This is a genomic window from Streptomyces olindensis (genome assembly GCF_040645895.1).
Lineage (GTDB): Bacteria > Actinomycetota > Actinomycetes > Streptomycetales > Streptomycetaceae > Streptomyces > Streptomyces olindensis.
This window is the reverse complement of the sequence record NZ_JBEYZD010000014.1, coordinates 139540-154617: the sequence shown is the minus strand read 5'-3', so window position 1 is coordinate 154617 and position 15078 is coordinate 139540. Positions and strand designations below refer to the sequence as shown.

At 73.6% G+C, this 15078-nt stretch carries 12 protein-coding genes and 1 pseudogene; 3 read left to right on the top strand and 10 right to left on the bottom strand.

Going from position 1 to position 15078, the window contains the following annotated elements; translation table 11 throughout:
* Nucleotides 1-117: 117 nt before the first annotated feature.
* The 4 genes from ABZ948_RS11945 to ABZ948_RS11930 all read right to left on the bottom strand — a co-directional run bounded on the left by ABZ948_RS11945 (nt 118) and on the right by ABZ948_RS11930 (nt 4159).
* Entirely contained in the window at nt 118-1041 is a 924-nt protein-coding gene (locus tag ABZ948_RS11945) for a sirohydrochlorin chelatase (protein WP_359758782.1), read from the bottom strand.
* 110 nt (nt 1042-1151) lie between these two features.
* Nucleotides 1152-2138, bottom strand: a complete 987-nt coding sequence (locus tag ABZ948_RS11940; RefSeq protein ID WP_359758781.1) for an N-acetylglucosamine kinase — start codon at nt 2136-2138, stop codon at nt 1152-1154.
* Nucleotides 2135-2812: a uracil-DNA glycosylase gene (locus ABZ948_RS11935; protein ID WP_359758780.1), complete on the bottom strand. Its 678-nt coding sequence runs from the start codon at nt 2810-2812 to the stop codon at nt 2135-2137. Before ABZ948_RS11935 ends, ABZ948_RS11940 begins: the two co-directional genes overlap by 4 nt.
* Nucleotides 2813-3001: 189 nt before the next feature.
* Nucleotides 3002-4159 (bottom strand): WD40/YVTN/BNR-like repeat-containing protein, encoded by a 1158-nt coding sequence (locus ABZ948_RS11930; RefSeq protein WP_359758779.1) that lies wholly within the window; start codon nt 4157-4159, stop codon nt 3002-3004.
* Between the two features lie 178 nt (nt 4160-4337).
* Between ABZ948_RS11930 and ABZ948_RS11925 the strand changes: the two genes are divergently transcribed.
* On the top strand, nt 4338-4922 hold the full coding sequence (locus tag ABZ948_RS11925; RefSeq protein ID WP_359758778.1) for an Rv1733c family protein: 585 nt from the start codon (nt 4338-4340) through the stop codon (nt 4920-4922).
* Nucleotides 4923-4943: 21 nt separating this feature from the next.
* Here ABZ948_RS11925 and ABZ948_RS11920 read toward each other — a convergent pair whose 3' ends face one another.
* A complete protein-coding gene (locus ABZ948_RS11920) occupies nt 4944-6956 on the bottom strand; it encodes a HEAT repeat domain-containing protein (protein ID WP_359758777.1) in 2013 nt (670 codons plus the stop codon).
* A gap of 115 nt (nt 6957-7071) precedes the next feature.
* Nucleotides 7072-8739 carry a DNA alkylation response protein gene (locus ABZ948_RS11915; RefSeq protein ID WP_359758776.1) on the bottom strand — a complete coding sequence of 556 codons (1668 nt, stop codon included), beginning with the start codon at nt 8737-8739 and terminating at the stop codon, nt 7072-7074.
* A gap of 75 nt (nt 8740-8814) precedes the next feature.
* Between ABZ948_RS11915 and ABZ948_RS11910 the strand changes: the two genes are divergently transcribed.
* Nucleotides 8815-9567, top strand: coding sequence for a PaaX family transcriptional regulator C-terminal domain-containing protein (locus tag ABZ948_RS11910; protein WP_359758775.1), 753 nt, complete (start codon nt 8815-8817; stop codon nt 9565-9567).
* Nucleotides 9568-9628: 61 nt separating this feature from the next.
* Here ABZ948_RS11910 and ABZ948_RS11905 read toward each other — a convergent pair whose 3' ends face one another.
* Together ABZ948_RS11905 and ABZ948_RS11900 are read right to left on the bottom strand one after the other, a co-directional pair.
* Complete coding sequence (locus ABZ948_RS11905) at nt 9629-10417, bottom strand: pectate lyase (protein WP_359758774.1); 789 nt, start codon at nt 10415-10417, stop codon at nt 9629-9631.
* A 38-nt stretch (nt 10418-10455) separates the two neighbouring features.
* Nucleotides 10456-11436 carry a pectate lyase family protein gene (locus tag ABZ948_RS11900; RefSeq protein ID WP_359758773.1) on the bottom strand — a complete coding sequence of 327 codons (981 nt, stop codon included), beginning with the start codon at nt 11434-11436 and terminating at the stop codon, nt 10456-10458.
* 963 nt (nt 11437-12399) lie between these two features.
* Here ABZ948_RS11900 and ABZ948_RS11895 point away from each other — a divergent pair.
* Nucleotides 12400-13671: an extracellular catalytic domain type 1 short-chain-length polyhydroxyalkanoate depolymerase gene (locus ABZ948_RS11895; protein WP_359758789.1), complete on the top strand. Its 1272-nt coding sequence runs from the start codon at nt 12400-12402 to the stop codon at nt 13669-13671.
* A gap of 21 nt (nt 13672-13692) precedes the next feature.
* On the opposite strand, the pseudogene ABZ948_RS11890 reads toward ABZ948_RS11895, so the two are convergent.
* Nucleotides 13693-14466: pseudogene (locus ABZ948_RS11890) on the bottom strand (oxidoreductase); the annotation flags it as partial.
* A gap of 159 nt (nt 14467-14625) precedes the next feature.
* Nucleotides 14626-14889, bottom strand: coding sequence for a DUF7848 domain-containing protein (locus ABZ948_RS41000; protein ID WP_494487291.1), 264 nt, complete (start codon nt 14887-14889; stop codon nt 14626-14628).
* Nucleotides 14890-15078 lie beyond the last annotated feature (189 nt).

Genomic DNA, 15078 nt, shown 5'->3' with positions numbered 1-15078 from the left:
GGGTCCGGGACGGCACCGCCTACGGACTCGACGGCATCCTCGTCCTCCGGGCCGACCGCTCCGGAACCGGAGCGGGCCTTCGCCGTTCATGCCGTGGGCCCGGTGGGGCCGGGGGCGTCAGCGAACCGGCGCGCCCTGCGGCTGCGGCGGCGTGATGCCCAGCGCCGTCGTGTACTTGGCCAGGGCGAGCTTCCCGATCGCCGGGTAGGGGCCGAGCGACTCGGCGGCGGAGCACTCCGCCTCCTTCGCGGCCTCCTCGACCAGCCCCGGCTCGATCTCCGGGCCGATCAGGTACGGCGCGAGGGCCAGCTGCTGCGAGCCCGAGGACCGCAGCTGCTCGGCGACGGACGCGATGGAGCCCTCCTGGTCCAGGGCCGCCGCCATCACCGGCACCGCGAGGCGCGCGGCGAGCAGCATGCCCGTGATCCCGGCCGCCTGCACGGCCTCGTCACCGCCCACGGAGGCCAGGATGATGCCGTCCGCGGCGGTCGCCACGGTGAACAGCCGGGCGCGGTCCGCGCGGGCCAGACCGGCCTCGGAGAGCCGCACGTGCAGCGCCTCGGCGAGCAGCGGGTGCGGGCCGAGGACGTCGGTCAGCTCGGCGGCGACACGGCTCTCCATGAGGGCCTGGCGGACCTGGCGCAGCAGCGCGCTGTCCGGGCCGGCGAGCAGCGGCACGACGACGGCGACGGGGCCGTCCGGCGCCTTGACGTCCATGCCGGCGGCGCGGGCCTGCTCGTAACGGGCCGTGCGCTCCTCCGCGGCGTGCACGAGCACGGCCTGCAGCGAGGGAAACTCCGCGTTGTCCCCGTCCAGGTACCCGATGCGGGCGTCGAGGCCGGGCAGCTCGGAGCGGGCGATGCTCACGACCTCCTCGGCGAGGCTGCGCGTGGCGCTACTGGGCGTCCCCGGCACGGCGAGGACGAGCGCGGGCGCGCCCTCGGGAGCAACCAGCGGCTCGGGACGGCGGTGCCGTCCGGGCTGGCGGGGGCGCGGCATTCGTACTGGCAGGCCATCCGCGGGCCCAGTGGGGGAACTCATGGCGCCGCATGTTACTGGCTTCTTGGGCTCCCCTGTTCGGGGAGGGGGCAGGTGAGCGGTATCCGTCCTGTTTTGTCTGATGAGTTATGTACGGATCGGGCGTGATCGGATCAATCACCCGACCGGGTGGTCACGGAGAGCATCGTCGCGTCACCCGGCAGGGTGAGCCCACCGGCACTCAGCTCCGCCGCCATCCGCACCGCGCCGCCCAGCGGATCCCCTTCGGCCGGCACGCGCCGCACTCCCGGCAGCCGCTGCGTCAGTTCTTCGTCCAGCGGCCCGAGGAGCGGGTCGCCCAGCTTGAACAGGCCGCCGGTGACGGCGACCCGGGGCTCACCGGCCGTGGGGCACACGGCCGCCGCGGAGTCGGCCAGGTGCCGGGCGGCGGCGCGCAGGATCCCCGCCGCCACGGGATCGCGCTGCGCGCACTCGGCCACCCGGGGCGCGAACGAGGCGAGCACGGCGGGCCGGTCCGGCCGCGGGTACAGCGCCCCGGGCAGCCCCGTCACGGGCCCGAACACCTCCTCGGCACACGCCAGCAGCCGGGCAGAGCCGCCCTCGCGCCCGTCATGGGCCCGCAGCGCGGCCTCGAGGCCCGCCCGGCCGATCCACGCCCCGCCCCCGCAGTCGCCGAGCAGATGCCCCCAACCGTCGGCACGGCGCCAGCCGGTCAGGTCCGTGCCGATCGCGATCAGGCCCGTACCACCGGCGACCACCGCTCCCGGCCGGGGCCCGAGGGCGCCCACGTACGCGGTCACCGCGTCGGCGGCCAGCGCGACCCTGCGCACCCCCAGCTCCCGGGAAAGGGCGCCCGGCAGTTCGGCGCGCAGGGCGTCCCCCAGGGAGGCGAGCCCGGCCGCGCCGACGACCGCAGCGGTCAGTGGCACCGGCCCGGCCTCGGCGGTCAACGCACGGACCAGTGGCAGCAGTCGCGCCATGAAGTGCCCGGGGTCGATGCCCCGCTCACCCGTGCGGACCGGCTCCCCGGACGCCGTCCGGGCCAGCGGACCGCGCTCGGCGGTGCCCACGACAGCCCGGAGTCCGGACCCGCCGGAGTCCACGGCGAGGAATCCGGAGCCGGCCGACGCCCCGGTCACGGCAGACGCCAGTCCACCGGTTGGCCGCCCTGGCGGATCAGCAGGTCGTTGGCCCGGCTGAACGGGCGCGAGCCGAAGAAGCCCCGGTCGGCCGACATGGGGGAGGGGTGGGCGGATTCGACGGAGGGCAGGTCGCCCAGGAGCGGGCGCAGGTTGCGGGCGTCACGGCCCCACAGGATGGACACCAGCGGCTTGCCACGCGCCGCCAGGGCCCGGATGGCCTGCTCCGTGACCTCCTCCCAGCCCTGGCCCCGGTGGGCGCCGGGCTTGCGCGGAGCCGTGGTGAGCGCCCTGTTGAGCAGCAGCACGCCCTGCTGCGTCCAGGGCGTGAGGTCGCCGCTGGACGGCTGCGGCAGCCCCAGGTCGGCGTTCAGCTCCCGGAAGATGTTGATGAGGCTGCCGGGCAGCGGCCGCACCTCGGGCGCGACCGAGAAGGACAGCCCCACCGCGTGTCCCGGGGTGGGGTACGGGTCCTGACCGACGATCAGGACCCGTACGTCGTCGAAGGGCTGCTGGAAAGCCCGCAGGACGTTCGGCCCGGCCGGGAGGTAGGTGCGTCCCGCGGCGATCTCCGCGCGGAGGAAGTCCCCCATCGCGGCGACGCGTTCGGCCACCGGCTCCAGGGCCTTCGCCCAGCCCGCTTCGACGATTTCATGCAAGGGTCGTGGTGCCACGGGCGTCACCCTACTGCCGTACCGGCAGCGGCCATCAACCGGTGGCCAAGGCCCGCACGCAAGCGCGTCCTCCGCGTCCCCGGCGTCCCCGCGCACTCCGGAGCCCCCCGCGCACGCCAAACTCCCTGCACAATTCCCTGCGCACCCCGGGTCCCCCGGGCGCTCCGGATCCCCCGCATCGGCCGCGCCTCAGCCGACGACCGCGGCCCGCACGCACAGCACGTCCGGCAGATGCGCGGCGAGCTGCTGCCAGCTGTCGCCGTCGTCCGCCGACGCGAACACCTCGCCGTTGCGGTTGCCGAAGTAGACGCCCGCCGGATCCGCGTCGTCCGTGCACATCGCATCGCGCAGCACCGTGCCGTAGTGGTCCCCCCGGGGCAGCCCCGCCGAGAGCGGCTCCCAGGTCTTGCCCGCGTCCGCCGTCCGGTAGACGCGGCACCGGTGGTCGGCCGGGACGCGGTCGGCGTCGGCGTTGATCGGGAACACGTACGCCGTGTCCCCTCTGCGCGGGTGCGCCGCCACCGCGAAGCCGAACGTGGACGGCAGGCCCTCGCCGATGTCCGTCCAGTGCGCGCCCGCGTCGTCGCTGCGGTACACGCCCCAGTGGTTCTGCAGGTAGAGCCGGTCCGGGCTCGCCGCGTCCCGCGCGATCTTGTGCACGCACTGGCCGAACTCCGGGTTCGGGTCGGGCAGGAACACCGCGGACACCCCCGAGTTCGACGGCGTCCAGCTGGCGCCGCCGTCCTCGGTGCGGAACACACCGGCCGTGGAGACGGCGACCGTCACCGCCCGGGGGTCGCGCGCGTCGGTGAGCACCGTGTGCAGGCCCTCACCGCCGCCGCCCGGCACCCACTTGGAGCGCGTCGGGTGCTCCCACAGGGGCCGGACGAGCTCGAAGGTCTCGCCGCGGTCCTCCGAGCGGTACAGCGCGGCCGGTTCCGTGCCCGCGTACACCACGTCCGGCTCGGCGGCGGCCGGGTGCAGCTGCCACACCCGCTCCAGGGACGCCCCCGTGTCCTGGGGGAACTTGACGGCCGGCCGGGCCGGTTCGGTCCACGTCCGGCCGAGGTCGTCGGAGTGGAACACGGACGGGCCCCAGTGCGCGCTGTCGCCGCCGGCCAGCAGCCGCGGCGTCGCGGTGCGGGTGTCGAGGGCGACCGAGTACACGGCCTGGGCGTTGAAGTACGGACTCTCGTCGAACTCCCAGGCGCCACCACCCCGCCGGCGCCCGATGAACAGGCCTTTGCGCGTGCCCACGGCGAGCAGTACCTCGGTCATGCCGATCACCTCCGCGGCGTCTTCGTCGACGCCCTTGTCACGGACACCGGCCAGTCTGCACCCCACCACTGACAGTCACCCCTGGAGCGGCTGCGGCGCAGGTCAGGAGGGTGTCGGCGGACGTCGGAACGGCCCTGGGACCGCGCGCGGGGCCCACCGCGGGGTAGGTGCAGTGAGCATCCAGGGGCCCTGTTCCGTATGGGGAGGGCGGCGGGATGGTCATGCGCTCGTGAGGAGGGTGCCTTCGATGGCGTTACGTGGTCCGAAGGTGTGGCTGTGGCGCTGGCGGCGCAATCCGCTCAAGCGCCGCGCCGACAGGGTGGAGGCCTGGGTCGTGCTGGGCGTGGGGCTGCTCACCGTGTGCGCCGGGATGCTGGCCGGTACGGCGGTGAGCCGGTCCGTCGAGGACGGGCTGGCCCGGGAGCGCGTCGAGTGGCGCCCCCTGGTGGCACGGCTCGCCGAGCGGGCTCCCGGGACCGCGTCCGGGAACCACGGCGTGTCCCGCGCCGAGCAGGTGTGGGCGGAGGTCGTGTGGACGGCCGAGGACGGCTCCCCGCACTCCGGTCAGGTGCGGGTCCCGGCGGGCAGCGCCGCCGGCAGCCCGGTCACCGTCTGGACGGACCGCGAGGGCCGCCAGGTGACCCGGCCCGTCACCGAGAGCCAGGCCCGCGTACGGGCCTGGCTGATCGGCGGCGTGGCGGGCGTCGGCGCCGCCGCGGTGCCCCTCCTGGCCGGCCGTGCGGTACGCGGCCGCCTGGAGCGCCGCCGCATCGACCAGTGGGACGCCGAGTGGTCCCGCTTCGGCCCGATGTGGGGGCGCACGACGGGGTGACCCCCGACCGGCGTCCCGTCGCTAAGTCACCAGTGCCTCCCGGCAGATCCGTACCAACCCCAGATCCGTGTGGATGCCGTGGCCGCCTGGGGTGGCGGCCAGGTGCCTGCGTGGGCAGGCGAGTTCCGCGCGCAGCAGGTCGTGGAGCGGTGCTCCGGCGGGCCCCAGAGCCGCGGCGCACCCCGCGATGGCCGTCCGGGTGCGCGGGTGCTCCGCCCAGGCGGAGCGCAGGACGGGCAGGACCTCGCCCGGCTCGCCGGCCGTCCGCCACAGCGCACACGCGGCCCTGACCCGCTCCCACAGGTCGCCGGAGGCGACCATCCGGCGCAGCCCGGCCGCGGCGGGACGGGCCGCCGGGCCCAGTCGCCCCAGGACGTCCGCGGCCGCCGCGCGGCGGTGCGGGCCGCTCGCGGAGTCGCCCGCCTCCCGGAGCAGAACGGGCAGGACGGCCTCCGCCTCTCCCGTCACCGACCACAGCGCGTCCGCCGCCACGACGGCGCAGTCCGTCTCCAGCAGCCAGCGCAGGTCCGGTATCGCCTCGCGCGCGGCGTCGCCGAAGGCGCCGAGCGCCCGCACCGCCGCGCACGCGACGGCGTCGCGCCCCGGAACCTCCTCCGGCATCCCCCGCAGCAGGCGCAGCACCGCCGGTACGGACCCGGCGTCGCCCAGGGCCGTGAGGGCCGACAGCAGGGGCACGGCCCGGTCCCGCGTGCCGGGGCCGTCCGGCGGCACCTGCGCGAGGCGTCGCCGCAGCGCCGGAGCGAGCGGTGCGGCGGCCCGGCCCAGGTGGGGGACCACCAGCCCCAGGTCGTGCGGTACGACCGGGCCCGCCAGCACCTCGGCCAGCACGGGGGTGGCGCGCGCGTCCCCGGCCCTGGCCAGTGCCTTGAGCGGGCCGCCCAGGGTGGGCCCGCCGCGCTCCCGGTGTCGTATGCGCAGTTCGGGGCGGTACGTCAGCAGCGTGTGCAGGGGATCCGCGGCGGGTCCGGCCAGCTCGAAGAGCTCCACCAGGACGGCGACCGCCGCGTCGTGCAACCGGGCCTCCTCGGCGCCCAGTTGGTTCCCTATGAGCGTGACCGGCTCCTCGTGTCCGGTACGCCACTCGCGGAACAGCCCGGTCGCCATCCACACGGCGTTGCACCGGTCGAGGGGGTCCGGGCTGGTCAGCTGCCCGCACAGCAGGGCGACCCGGTCGGCCACCCGGTCGCCGAGCGCGGAGTGCAGGGTCCGCAGCAACTGGGAGCCCTCCTCGTCCGAGGGGCGCAGCCGCCGCAGCCGCCCGGCGAGCGTGTCCGTGCCGGCCCGGTCCGGCGCGGGTCCCGACCGGGCGCGCTGCCCGGATCTGTCCCTGAGCAGCCGGACGACGACCGGGACGAGGTCGGCGGGCAGCCGCTCCGGGGCGCACGCCGCGAGCCTGCCGAACGCGGCGAGCCGCAGCCCGGGGCCGTACGGGGGCCCGCTCAGCTCGGCGAGCAGCCGCACCGCCTCGGCGGCGTGGGTGTCGCCGGCCGTGCGGTACCGCTGCGCGAACACGCCGAGGGCTTCGACCAGGGCTGTCAGCACCTCGTCGTCCCGCTCCACGCCGATCCGCTCCCGCAGCAGGGCGAGCACACGTGCCGGCCGGTCGTCGAACCGGACGAGCGCCCCCGCGGCGGCCCGGCGCACCCCGGTGTCCGCGTCGCCGCACAGCCGGGCGAAGACCTCGGCACCCGCGCGCACGGCGGCACGGGCCCTCGTGGGGAGTTCGCCGGAGCCACCGCCGATGTCACCGATGCTGACGAGGAGTTCCACGACCCCCGCCCGGTCCGGCACCTCCTCGCGGACGGCGAGCGCGAGGAGAAACGGAACACAGGCGAGCGTCGAGTCGTACACGTCTCCCTGGTGGTGCACGGCGCCGTACATCCCGTCGAGCGCAGTCGCCCGCTCGGCCGGGTCGGCGGAGGTCAGTCCCCGCAGTAATCCGGGCACGTCCTCCGCACTGCCGTGGGCATGGCGCAGTGAGGCCCAGTCGACCTCGTCGATCCCCCTGAACACGTTGTCCTCCCCAGCGAAGTGCCGACTGTCGGGGAGTCTGCACCACGGCACTGACAACGAAGCGGAATCGGGAGATGACTGTGCGCGAACTGAGTGTTCGTTGGCTGACTGTGGTTCAGTCACCGCCGGGCAGCGCGCGTTCCAGGATCGTGCCGAGCCCCGTCCCCTCGGGGAGCGTCCCGAACGCGTGCCCCCAGTCGCCGCCGAGCCGCGTCGCGCAGAACGCGTCGGCGACCGCCGGCGGGGCGTGCCGCACGAGGAGCGAGGCCTGGAGCGTCAGGGCCATCCGCTCCACGAGCCGGCGGGCGGTCACCTGCGAGGCCTCGGACAGCTGCCGCTTCAGTCCGGTCACGGCCGCGTCCAGCCGGGCGTTGGCCCCCCGGGCGCGGTCGAGCTCGTCGAACAGCGCCTCGGCGGTGCCCGGTTCCCGGCTCAGCGCCCGCAGCACATCGAGGGCGTTGACGTTCCCCGAGCCCTCCCAGATCGACAGCAGGGGAGCCTCGCGGTAGTGCCGGGGCATGCCCGAGTCCTCGACGTAGCCGTTGCCGCCGAGGCACTCCAGGGCCTCCGCGGTGAAGGCCGGGCCCCGCTTGGTCACCCAGTACTTGCCGACGGCCGTGGCGATCCGGCGGAAGGCGGCCTCGCCCTCGTCCCCGCGGACCGCCCGGTCGGCCGCCCCCGCGAGGCGCAGGGTGAGCGTGGTGGCGGCCTCGGACTCCAGCGCCAGGTCGGCCAGGACGTTGCGCATCAGCGGCTGGTCCACCAGCCGGGCGCCGAACGCGCTGCGGTGGCGCGCGTGGTGCCCCGCCTCGATGAGGGACTTGCGCATCAGCGCGGCCGACATCATCACGCAGTCAAGACGCGTGCAGTTGACCATCTCGATGATGGTCTTCACGCCCTGCCCCTCGGGGCCGACCAGCCAGGCGACGGTCCCGTCGAACTCGGGCTCGGAGGAGGCGTTGGACCGGTTGCCGAGCTTGTCCTTCAGCCGCTGGATGCGGAAGGTGTTGCGGGTGCCGTCGGGCAGGACGCGCGGCACCAGGAAGCACGACAGCCCGCCCGGGGCCTGCGCCAGCACCAGGAACACGTCGCACATCGGCGCCGAGGTGAACCACTTGTGCCCGCGCAGGGTGTACACCCCGGGCTCGGCCGTGGGCGTGGCCGCCGTGGTGTTCGTCCGGACGTCGGAGCCGCCCTGCTTCTCGGTCATCCCCATGCCCGCCAGCAGGCCCGGCTTACCGGTGGGCACCCCGAGCTGCGGGTCGTACTCCCGGCTCGTCAGCAGCGGCTCGTAGACCTTCGCCAGCTCCGGCTGCCGGCGCAGCGCGGGGACGGCGGCGTACGTCATCGACGTCGGGCAGCCGTGCCCGGCCTCCGTGTGACCCCACACCAGTCCGCCGGCGGTCCGGGCGACATGGGCGCCGGGCCGGTCGTCCGCCCAGGGCGCCCCCGCCAGCCCCTCCGCGATCGCCGTGCGCATCAGGTGGTGCCAGCTCGGATGGAACTCGACCTCGTCGACACGGTTGCCGTACCGGTCGTGGGTGCGCAGCTCCGGCTCGTGCCGGTTGGCCAGGTCGGCCCACTCCTGCGCCTGGGCGCTGCCGGCCTGTCTGCCGAGGCGCCGCAGGTCCTCCTCGGCCCAGCCGGCCCCCTCCCGCCGCAGTCCCTGAAGGAGGGCCGTGTCCTCGGAGGCGTCGTACGGGGTGAGGGGCGGGGCCTGGTTGGTGACGTCGTGCGTGGCGGGTCCGTCCTGCGCCCGCTGTCCGTCGAGTGTCGAGACCATACGCCGAGTGTTGCATTTCTCCTGCGGTCGCAGCAATCGTGCAACACCGAATTCGGCCCCGTACAGTACGGGACCATGCCGATGAACGACCCGGCGCCGCCCGGCGAGATCGAACTGCGCCCGCTGTCCGCCCGGTCGGTCGTCCTGAGCCTGCTGCTGGGTGCGCACCCTCCTGAGCTGCCGGTGAAGGACCTGGTGGGCAGGGTGGAGACCTTCGGTGTGGGCGGATCCACGGTGCGGGCGGCGCTGAGCCGGATGGTGGCCGCGGGCGACCTGCGGCGCACCGACAGCGGCTATCGCCTCAGCGACCGGCTGCTGGAGCGCCAGCGCCGCCAGGACGAGTCCGTGCAGCCGCACACGCGCGCGTGGGACGGCGACTGGGAGATGGTCGTGGTCACCGCGACCGGCCGTGGCCCCGCCGAACGCGCCGACCTGCGCGCCCGGCTCACCGCCCTCCGGCTCGCCGAACTCCGCGAGGGCGTCTGGCTCCGCCCCGCCAACCTGCGCCGCGCCCTGCCGGGCGACCTCGGCCGGGTGGCCGAGTGCGGTACGGCCCGCCCCGCCCGGCCGGCGCGCGAGCTGGCGGCCGGCCTGTGGCCGCTGGACGCCTGGTCCGCCACCGCGCGGGCGCTGCTCGCCCACGTCACCCGCGCGGACCGTCCCGCCGACCGCCTCACCGCCTTCGCGGCCGTCGTACGCCACCTGCTCGCCGACCCCGTCCTGCCGCCGGAGCTGCTGCCCGCGGACTGGCCGGGCGCCGAGCTGCGCGCCGCGTACACCCGCTACCAGCGCGAGATGACCGAGGGCGGGCAGGCGCGGCGGACGTGACGCGGCGGCCGTACGGAGCGCCGGGCGGGCGTTCCGTACGGCCGCGTTCACCGTGGGGGGTCTACCTGTAGGTGATGTCCGAGGTGCTGTACTTGCAGTTAGTGCTGTCGGGGCCGGTGCCCACCGCCGTGTTGTTGTTGTACTTCTGGCAGGGGATGACCTTGCGCGAGGCGTCGTTGCGGATCGTGATGCCGCGCAGCGTCGCCACGTCGTTGCGGTTGACGTTGATGCCGACGAGTCGCGCCGTGCTGCCGGTGCCGGTCACGTCGATGGTGTTCAGGTTGACCTTGCGGGTGTACTGCGTGGAGCAGTCGCCGCAGGAGCGGTAGAGCGTCTTGAACTCCTGCATCGCGAAGTTGGAGATGTTCAGCGTGCCGCCGCCGTTGTGCTGGAAGACCTTGTCCGCCGCCTTCTTGGCGCCGCCGCCGATCACGTGGTACGTGGCGCCGGTGCCGCCGCGGAAGGTGGCGGCGTCCTCGCCGACGTCCTCCCACCAGACGTTCTGGAGCGTGCAGCTGCCTTCGCAGTGGATGCCGTCGGCGGCCGGGGCGCCGAGGATGACGTTCTTCAGCACCGCGCCGTCCGAGAGCCTGAAGATCGGGTCCTGGCCCTCCTCCTGGCCGTCACCGGCCAGGTTCCCGGTGCCGTAGTACCGCTTCATCCCGTAGTCCTTGGTGCCGGACACCGAGATGGTGGAGGAGGTCCCCTGGCTGCCGTTCGGCGTCGGCCAGGTGGCGGCGCTGGCCGTGGGCGCCTGGGTAGTCATGATCATGCCAACCGAGAGGCCTAGGGTGGCCAGCGTTCCGGTCAGCGCGCGCCTGCGGGCGCGCGGACGTGTCGCAGAAGTCATGTCCCGATTCCTTCTGTCCGTTCGAGCGATGGGGGGTGTCAGAGCTTCCCGGCGCCCGCACCCGACGTCACCGAGGCGGCGACGGAGGAGGCGGGTTCCGCCGAGTAGCCGTAGGGCGGGCTGGTGAAGCTGCCGACCCGCGAGATCTCGGTCGCGGCTCCGCCGAGATCGTTGCCGCGCAGGTTGGCGTATCCGTCGACGTCGCTGCTGCGGTTCGTGGTGACCGCGACCTTCGTCGAGCGGAAGACGTTGTTCTCGACCAGCATCTGGGCGCCCATGCGCGAGTGGCAGGCGGTGTCGGCGCCCTCGACGTAGTTGTTGTAGAAGTGCCCGGTGCCGAAGCGCAGGCTGGGGATGCGCGAGTACACGTCGGCGAAGTGGTTGTGGTGGTACGTCACCCGCAGGCGGCCCGTGTCCTCGCTCGCGTTGTTGTCGCTGTGGCCGACGAGCGAGCCCTTGAAGTGGTTCTTGAAGGTGTTCCAGGACACCGTGACGTTGTCCGCGCCGTGGTTGACGTCCAGCAGGCCGTCGTAGTGGTCCTTGTCGTGATCGCGGTCGGCCGAGAAGGAATTGTGGTCGATCCAGACCTTGGTGGACGCCTCGACGGTGATGCCGTCGGCGGGCGCGACCGGCTTGCTGATGTTCAGGTTGCGGATGACGACGTTCGTGACCCTCTTCAGCCGCAGCCCGCCGCCCGTGAAACCGGAGGCCGAACCGACGCCCAGCACCGTGGTGTTGGAGCCGATGTCGACCTGGCCGCTCAGCGAGATCAGGCCGTTGACGCGCACGACCTTGGCCGAGTTGCCGGTCACCGCGGACTTGAAGGCGCTCAGCGACGAGACGGTGACCGCCGCGGCGCTGCCGCCGCCGGTCGTCCCGGCGCCGAACCCGATCGGCGAACTCTCGGCGGCCCCGGCCGGCTGGGGAGCGGCCAGGACCGCCACGGTCGCCAGGGCGGATGCGACGGCGACCGCCAGGGTGGATCTCTCGGTGCGTGTGCGTGGGGGGCGAGTACGCATGTGGGGTGCGTCCCTTCGTGGTGCGTGATGGTGCCTGGCAGGTCATGTACATGAACTTTGTTCGCCATGGTGTTCACCGCGCGCGCTGCCTGTGACCGATCCGGAGGCCGTGCCGAGCCCTGGGGGTGCACTTCCCCTGTTCCGGCAGCCTTCGTCGGGCGTCTTCGCGTGGCGGCGCGATGACGCTTCTGGGTCACACTGCTGAACGGAACGTAGGGGGCAAGCGCTTTCTAGTCAACGCCTCGCGCAGAACACATTCGGCCGGTCCTGGTCAGGGCGAGGGGTCCGTGGGAGCGCTTCCATGTGGGCCATGTCCATGTCACCATGCCGAGCGGGCGCTTCCCTTCACGAGAGGGCGGGTCGATGAGGACTCCGCGTATGCGTACGGCCGCGCGACGGCCGGTGTTCAGGCCGGCGGCCGTCGATGTCCCGGCCCTGTCACCCGGACCGGGACCGGGGTCGGAACCGGGGTCGGGGTCGGGGTCGGGCGTCGCGGGTGCACCGCGGCCCGGCCGCGAGGGACTCCTGCGCGGGACCGGCATCGGGGCCACCCCGCGCCCGCTCCGCCCTCCAGGGCGGACGGCCGGCCCGGAGGGGCCAGCAACTTCGGTCACGGCCGGATCATCCGCGCCGGCGTCGACAAGACCCTCTCCACCAGGGCATGCACCCCGCCCCGGGCGGTGAGTGCCACCGGCCGCCCTGGCGGCCGAAGCCCCTGGCCCGGACGGACTCCGTCCGTTGAACCGCCGCACGTGGACTCCGTCCGCTGAACCACCGCGGACGGGCTCCGTCCGCTGAACCACCGCGGACGGGCTCCGTCCGTTGAACCGCCGCTGCACCGCTACACACGGACTCCACCCGCTCAACCGCCGCACGACGTCCCGCGAGCCGCGCCCTCACGACGGAAAGGACCCGGACGTGCCTGCCACCCCCCGCCCCACGGTGAGGAGACCCCTGCGGTCGATGCTCCTCGCGCTCCTCGCCGCGCTGCTGCCCCTGCTCGCGGCCACGGCGCTCACCGCGCCCGCCGCCTCCGCCCGGGAGAGGGCCGTGCCCACCGCCGCCCTCACCGAGGTCACGGACTTCGGCGCCAACCCCAGCAATCTGCGGATGTACCTGTACGTCCCGGAGAGCGTCACGCCGAACCCGGCGGTCGTGGTGGCCGTGCACTGGTGCACCGGTTCGGGCCCCGACATGTACAACGGCACCGAGTACGACACGCTGGCCGACCAGTACGGGTTCATCGTGCTCTACCCGTCCGTCACGCGCAGCAGCAAGTGCTTCGACGTCTCCTCGCCCCAGGCCCTGCGCCGCGGCGGCGGCAGCGACCCGGTCGGCATCAAGTCGATGATCGACTGGGTCACCCGCACCTACGACGCCGACACCGGCCGGATCTTCGCGACGGGCATCTCCTCCGGCGCGATGATGACGAACGTCCTCCTCGGCGACTACCCCGACGTGTTCGCCGCGGGCGCCGCCTTCTCCGGCGTCCCCTTCGGCTGCTTCGCCACCACCGACGGCTCGGAGTGGAACAGCGCCTGCTCGGGCGGCACGGTGACGCGCACCCCCGCGCAGTGGGGCGACCTGGTCCGGGGCGCCTACCCCGGCTACACCGGTCCCCGCCCGCGGATGCAGATCTGGCACGGCACCCAGGACGACGTACTGCGCTACCCGAACTTCGGGGAGCAGATCAAGCAGTGGACGAACGTGCAGGGCGTGAGCCAGACCCCGGCCGCCACCGACACCCCCCAGCCCGGCTGGAACCGCACCCGCTACGGCGGCACGGGCGACCGGGCCCCCGTCGAGGCGATCAGCCTCCAGGGCGTCGGCCACAACCTGTACGCCCAGGGCATGGCGTCCCGGGTGCTCACCTTCTTCGGCCTGGACCGCTCGGGCCCGGCACCCCAGCCGCAGCCCGGCGCCTGCCGGGTGAAGGCCACGGTGAACGCCTGGAACACCGGCCTGACCGCCTCCGTGACCATCACCAACACCGGCACGACGACGGTCAACGGCTGGAAACTCGGCTTCACCCTCCCCGCCGGCCAGGCCGTCACGGGCGGCTGGGGCGCCACGTACGCGCCGACGACCGGGGCGGTCACCGCCGCCAACGTGTCCTACAACGGCAGCATCGCGCCGGGTGCGAGCGTCAGCATCGGCTACCAGGCGAGCCACGGCGGCAACAGCGCCGCTCCGGCCGCGTTCACGCTCAACGGCACGGCGTGCGCGGCCGGTTGACGGACGGCTCCGGGTGCCGGGTCAGACCGAACGGTGGTACTGGTCCGGCACCCGCACCTCACCGCCGAGCTCCCGCGCCGCGTGCCGGGCCCACGAGGGGTTGCGCAGCAGCTCACGGCCCAGCAGGACCGCGTCCGCCTCGCCGTTGGTCAGGATCTTCCCGGCCTGCTCGGCGTCGGTGATCAGACCGACCGCGGCGACCGGCAGGCCCGTCTCGCTCCGCACCCGGGCGGCGAAGGGCACCTGGTAGCCGGGGCCGGTGGGGATGCGGACGCCGGAGGCGTTGCCGCCGGTGGAGACGTCGAGCAGGTCGACGCCGTGGGCCCGCAGGTCGGCGGCGAAGCGGACGGTGTCGTCCGGGGTCCAGCCGCCCTCGTCGAGCCAGTCGGTCGCCGAGATGCGGAAGAACAGCGGCTTGTCGTCGGGCCACACCTCCCGCACGGCGTCCACGACTTCGAGCGCGAACCGGGTGCGGTTCTCGTACGAGCCGCCGTAGGCGTCGGTGCGGTGGTTGGAGTGCGGGGAGAGGAACTCGTTGATCAGGTAGCCGTGGGCGCCGTGGATCTCGGCGATCTCGAAGCCGGCGGCGAGCGCGCGGCGGGCCGCGGCCGCGAACCGCTCCACCACGTCCGCGATCTGGTCGATGGTCAGCTCGGCCGGGGCCGGGTGCCGGTCGTCGAACGCGATCGGGCTCGGCGCCACGGAGTCCCACCCGTACGCGTCCGGGCCGACCGGGGCGCCGCCCTTCCAGGGGCGGTCCGTCGACGCCTTGCGGTCGACGCACACCAATTGAATGAACTATCTGTGATGTCTTTGCACTTGACCCCTCGCGGATTAGGGGTTTGACCTCGGGCGGCGTCTCGTCCCCATGTAAGAGCATCAGGAGGACGAGGAGTTCAGGACGCGGACGGGGCCGGGTATGCCGGCCTCAGGCCCCGTCGCGCCCGGCGTGAGCTAGGCGCGCAGATCCCCGGCACGCGAGTCTGTGGGGGCCGAAGAGAGCACGGAAGCGATACTGAAATTGGTCATGGTGACCACGCGGAATCGGTTGTGATGGGGAAGGAACGCCACATGGTCTCGGGCCCACCTCAGCGGGTCTTCCCCGTCGGCCAGTGCATGGTTTCCCGCGAGGCAGTCCGCACACTCGACGAAAGATCCCATCGGCACCTGCTCTAGCTCCGCTTTGGAGACAACCCAGGGGAACGGTCCGTTGTTCATCGTCCCGCCCTCTTCCTCTCGTGCAGGTGGCGACGGATCTCGATGGCAAGGTCCGTCGCATACGAAGGGTCGTAAGAGGGGCTCCGCGGATTAGATGCTTCCTGCCACCGACCGAACCGTGATTCGCAGGTGTCGCACCCTTTTGTCGGCTTGGGTGGCTCCGCGTCGAGAGGATCCGTCAGGTGGATC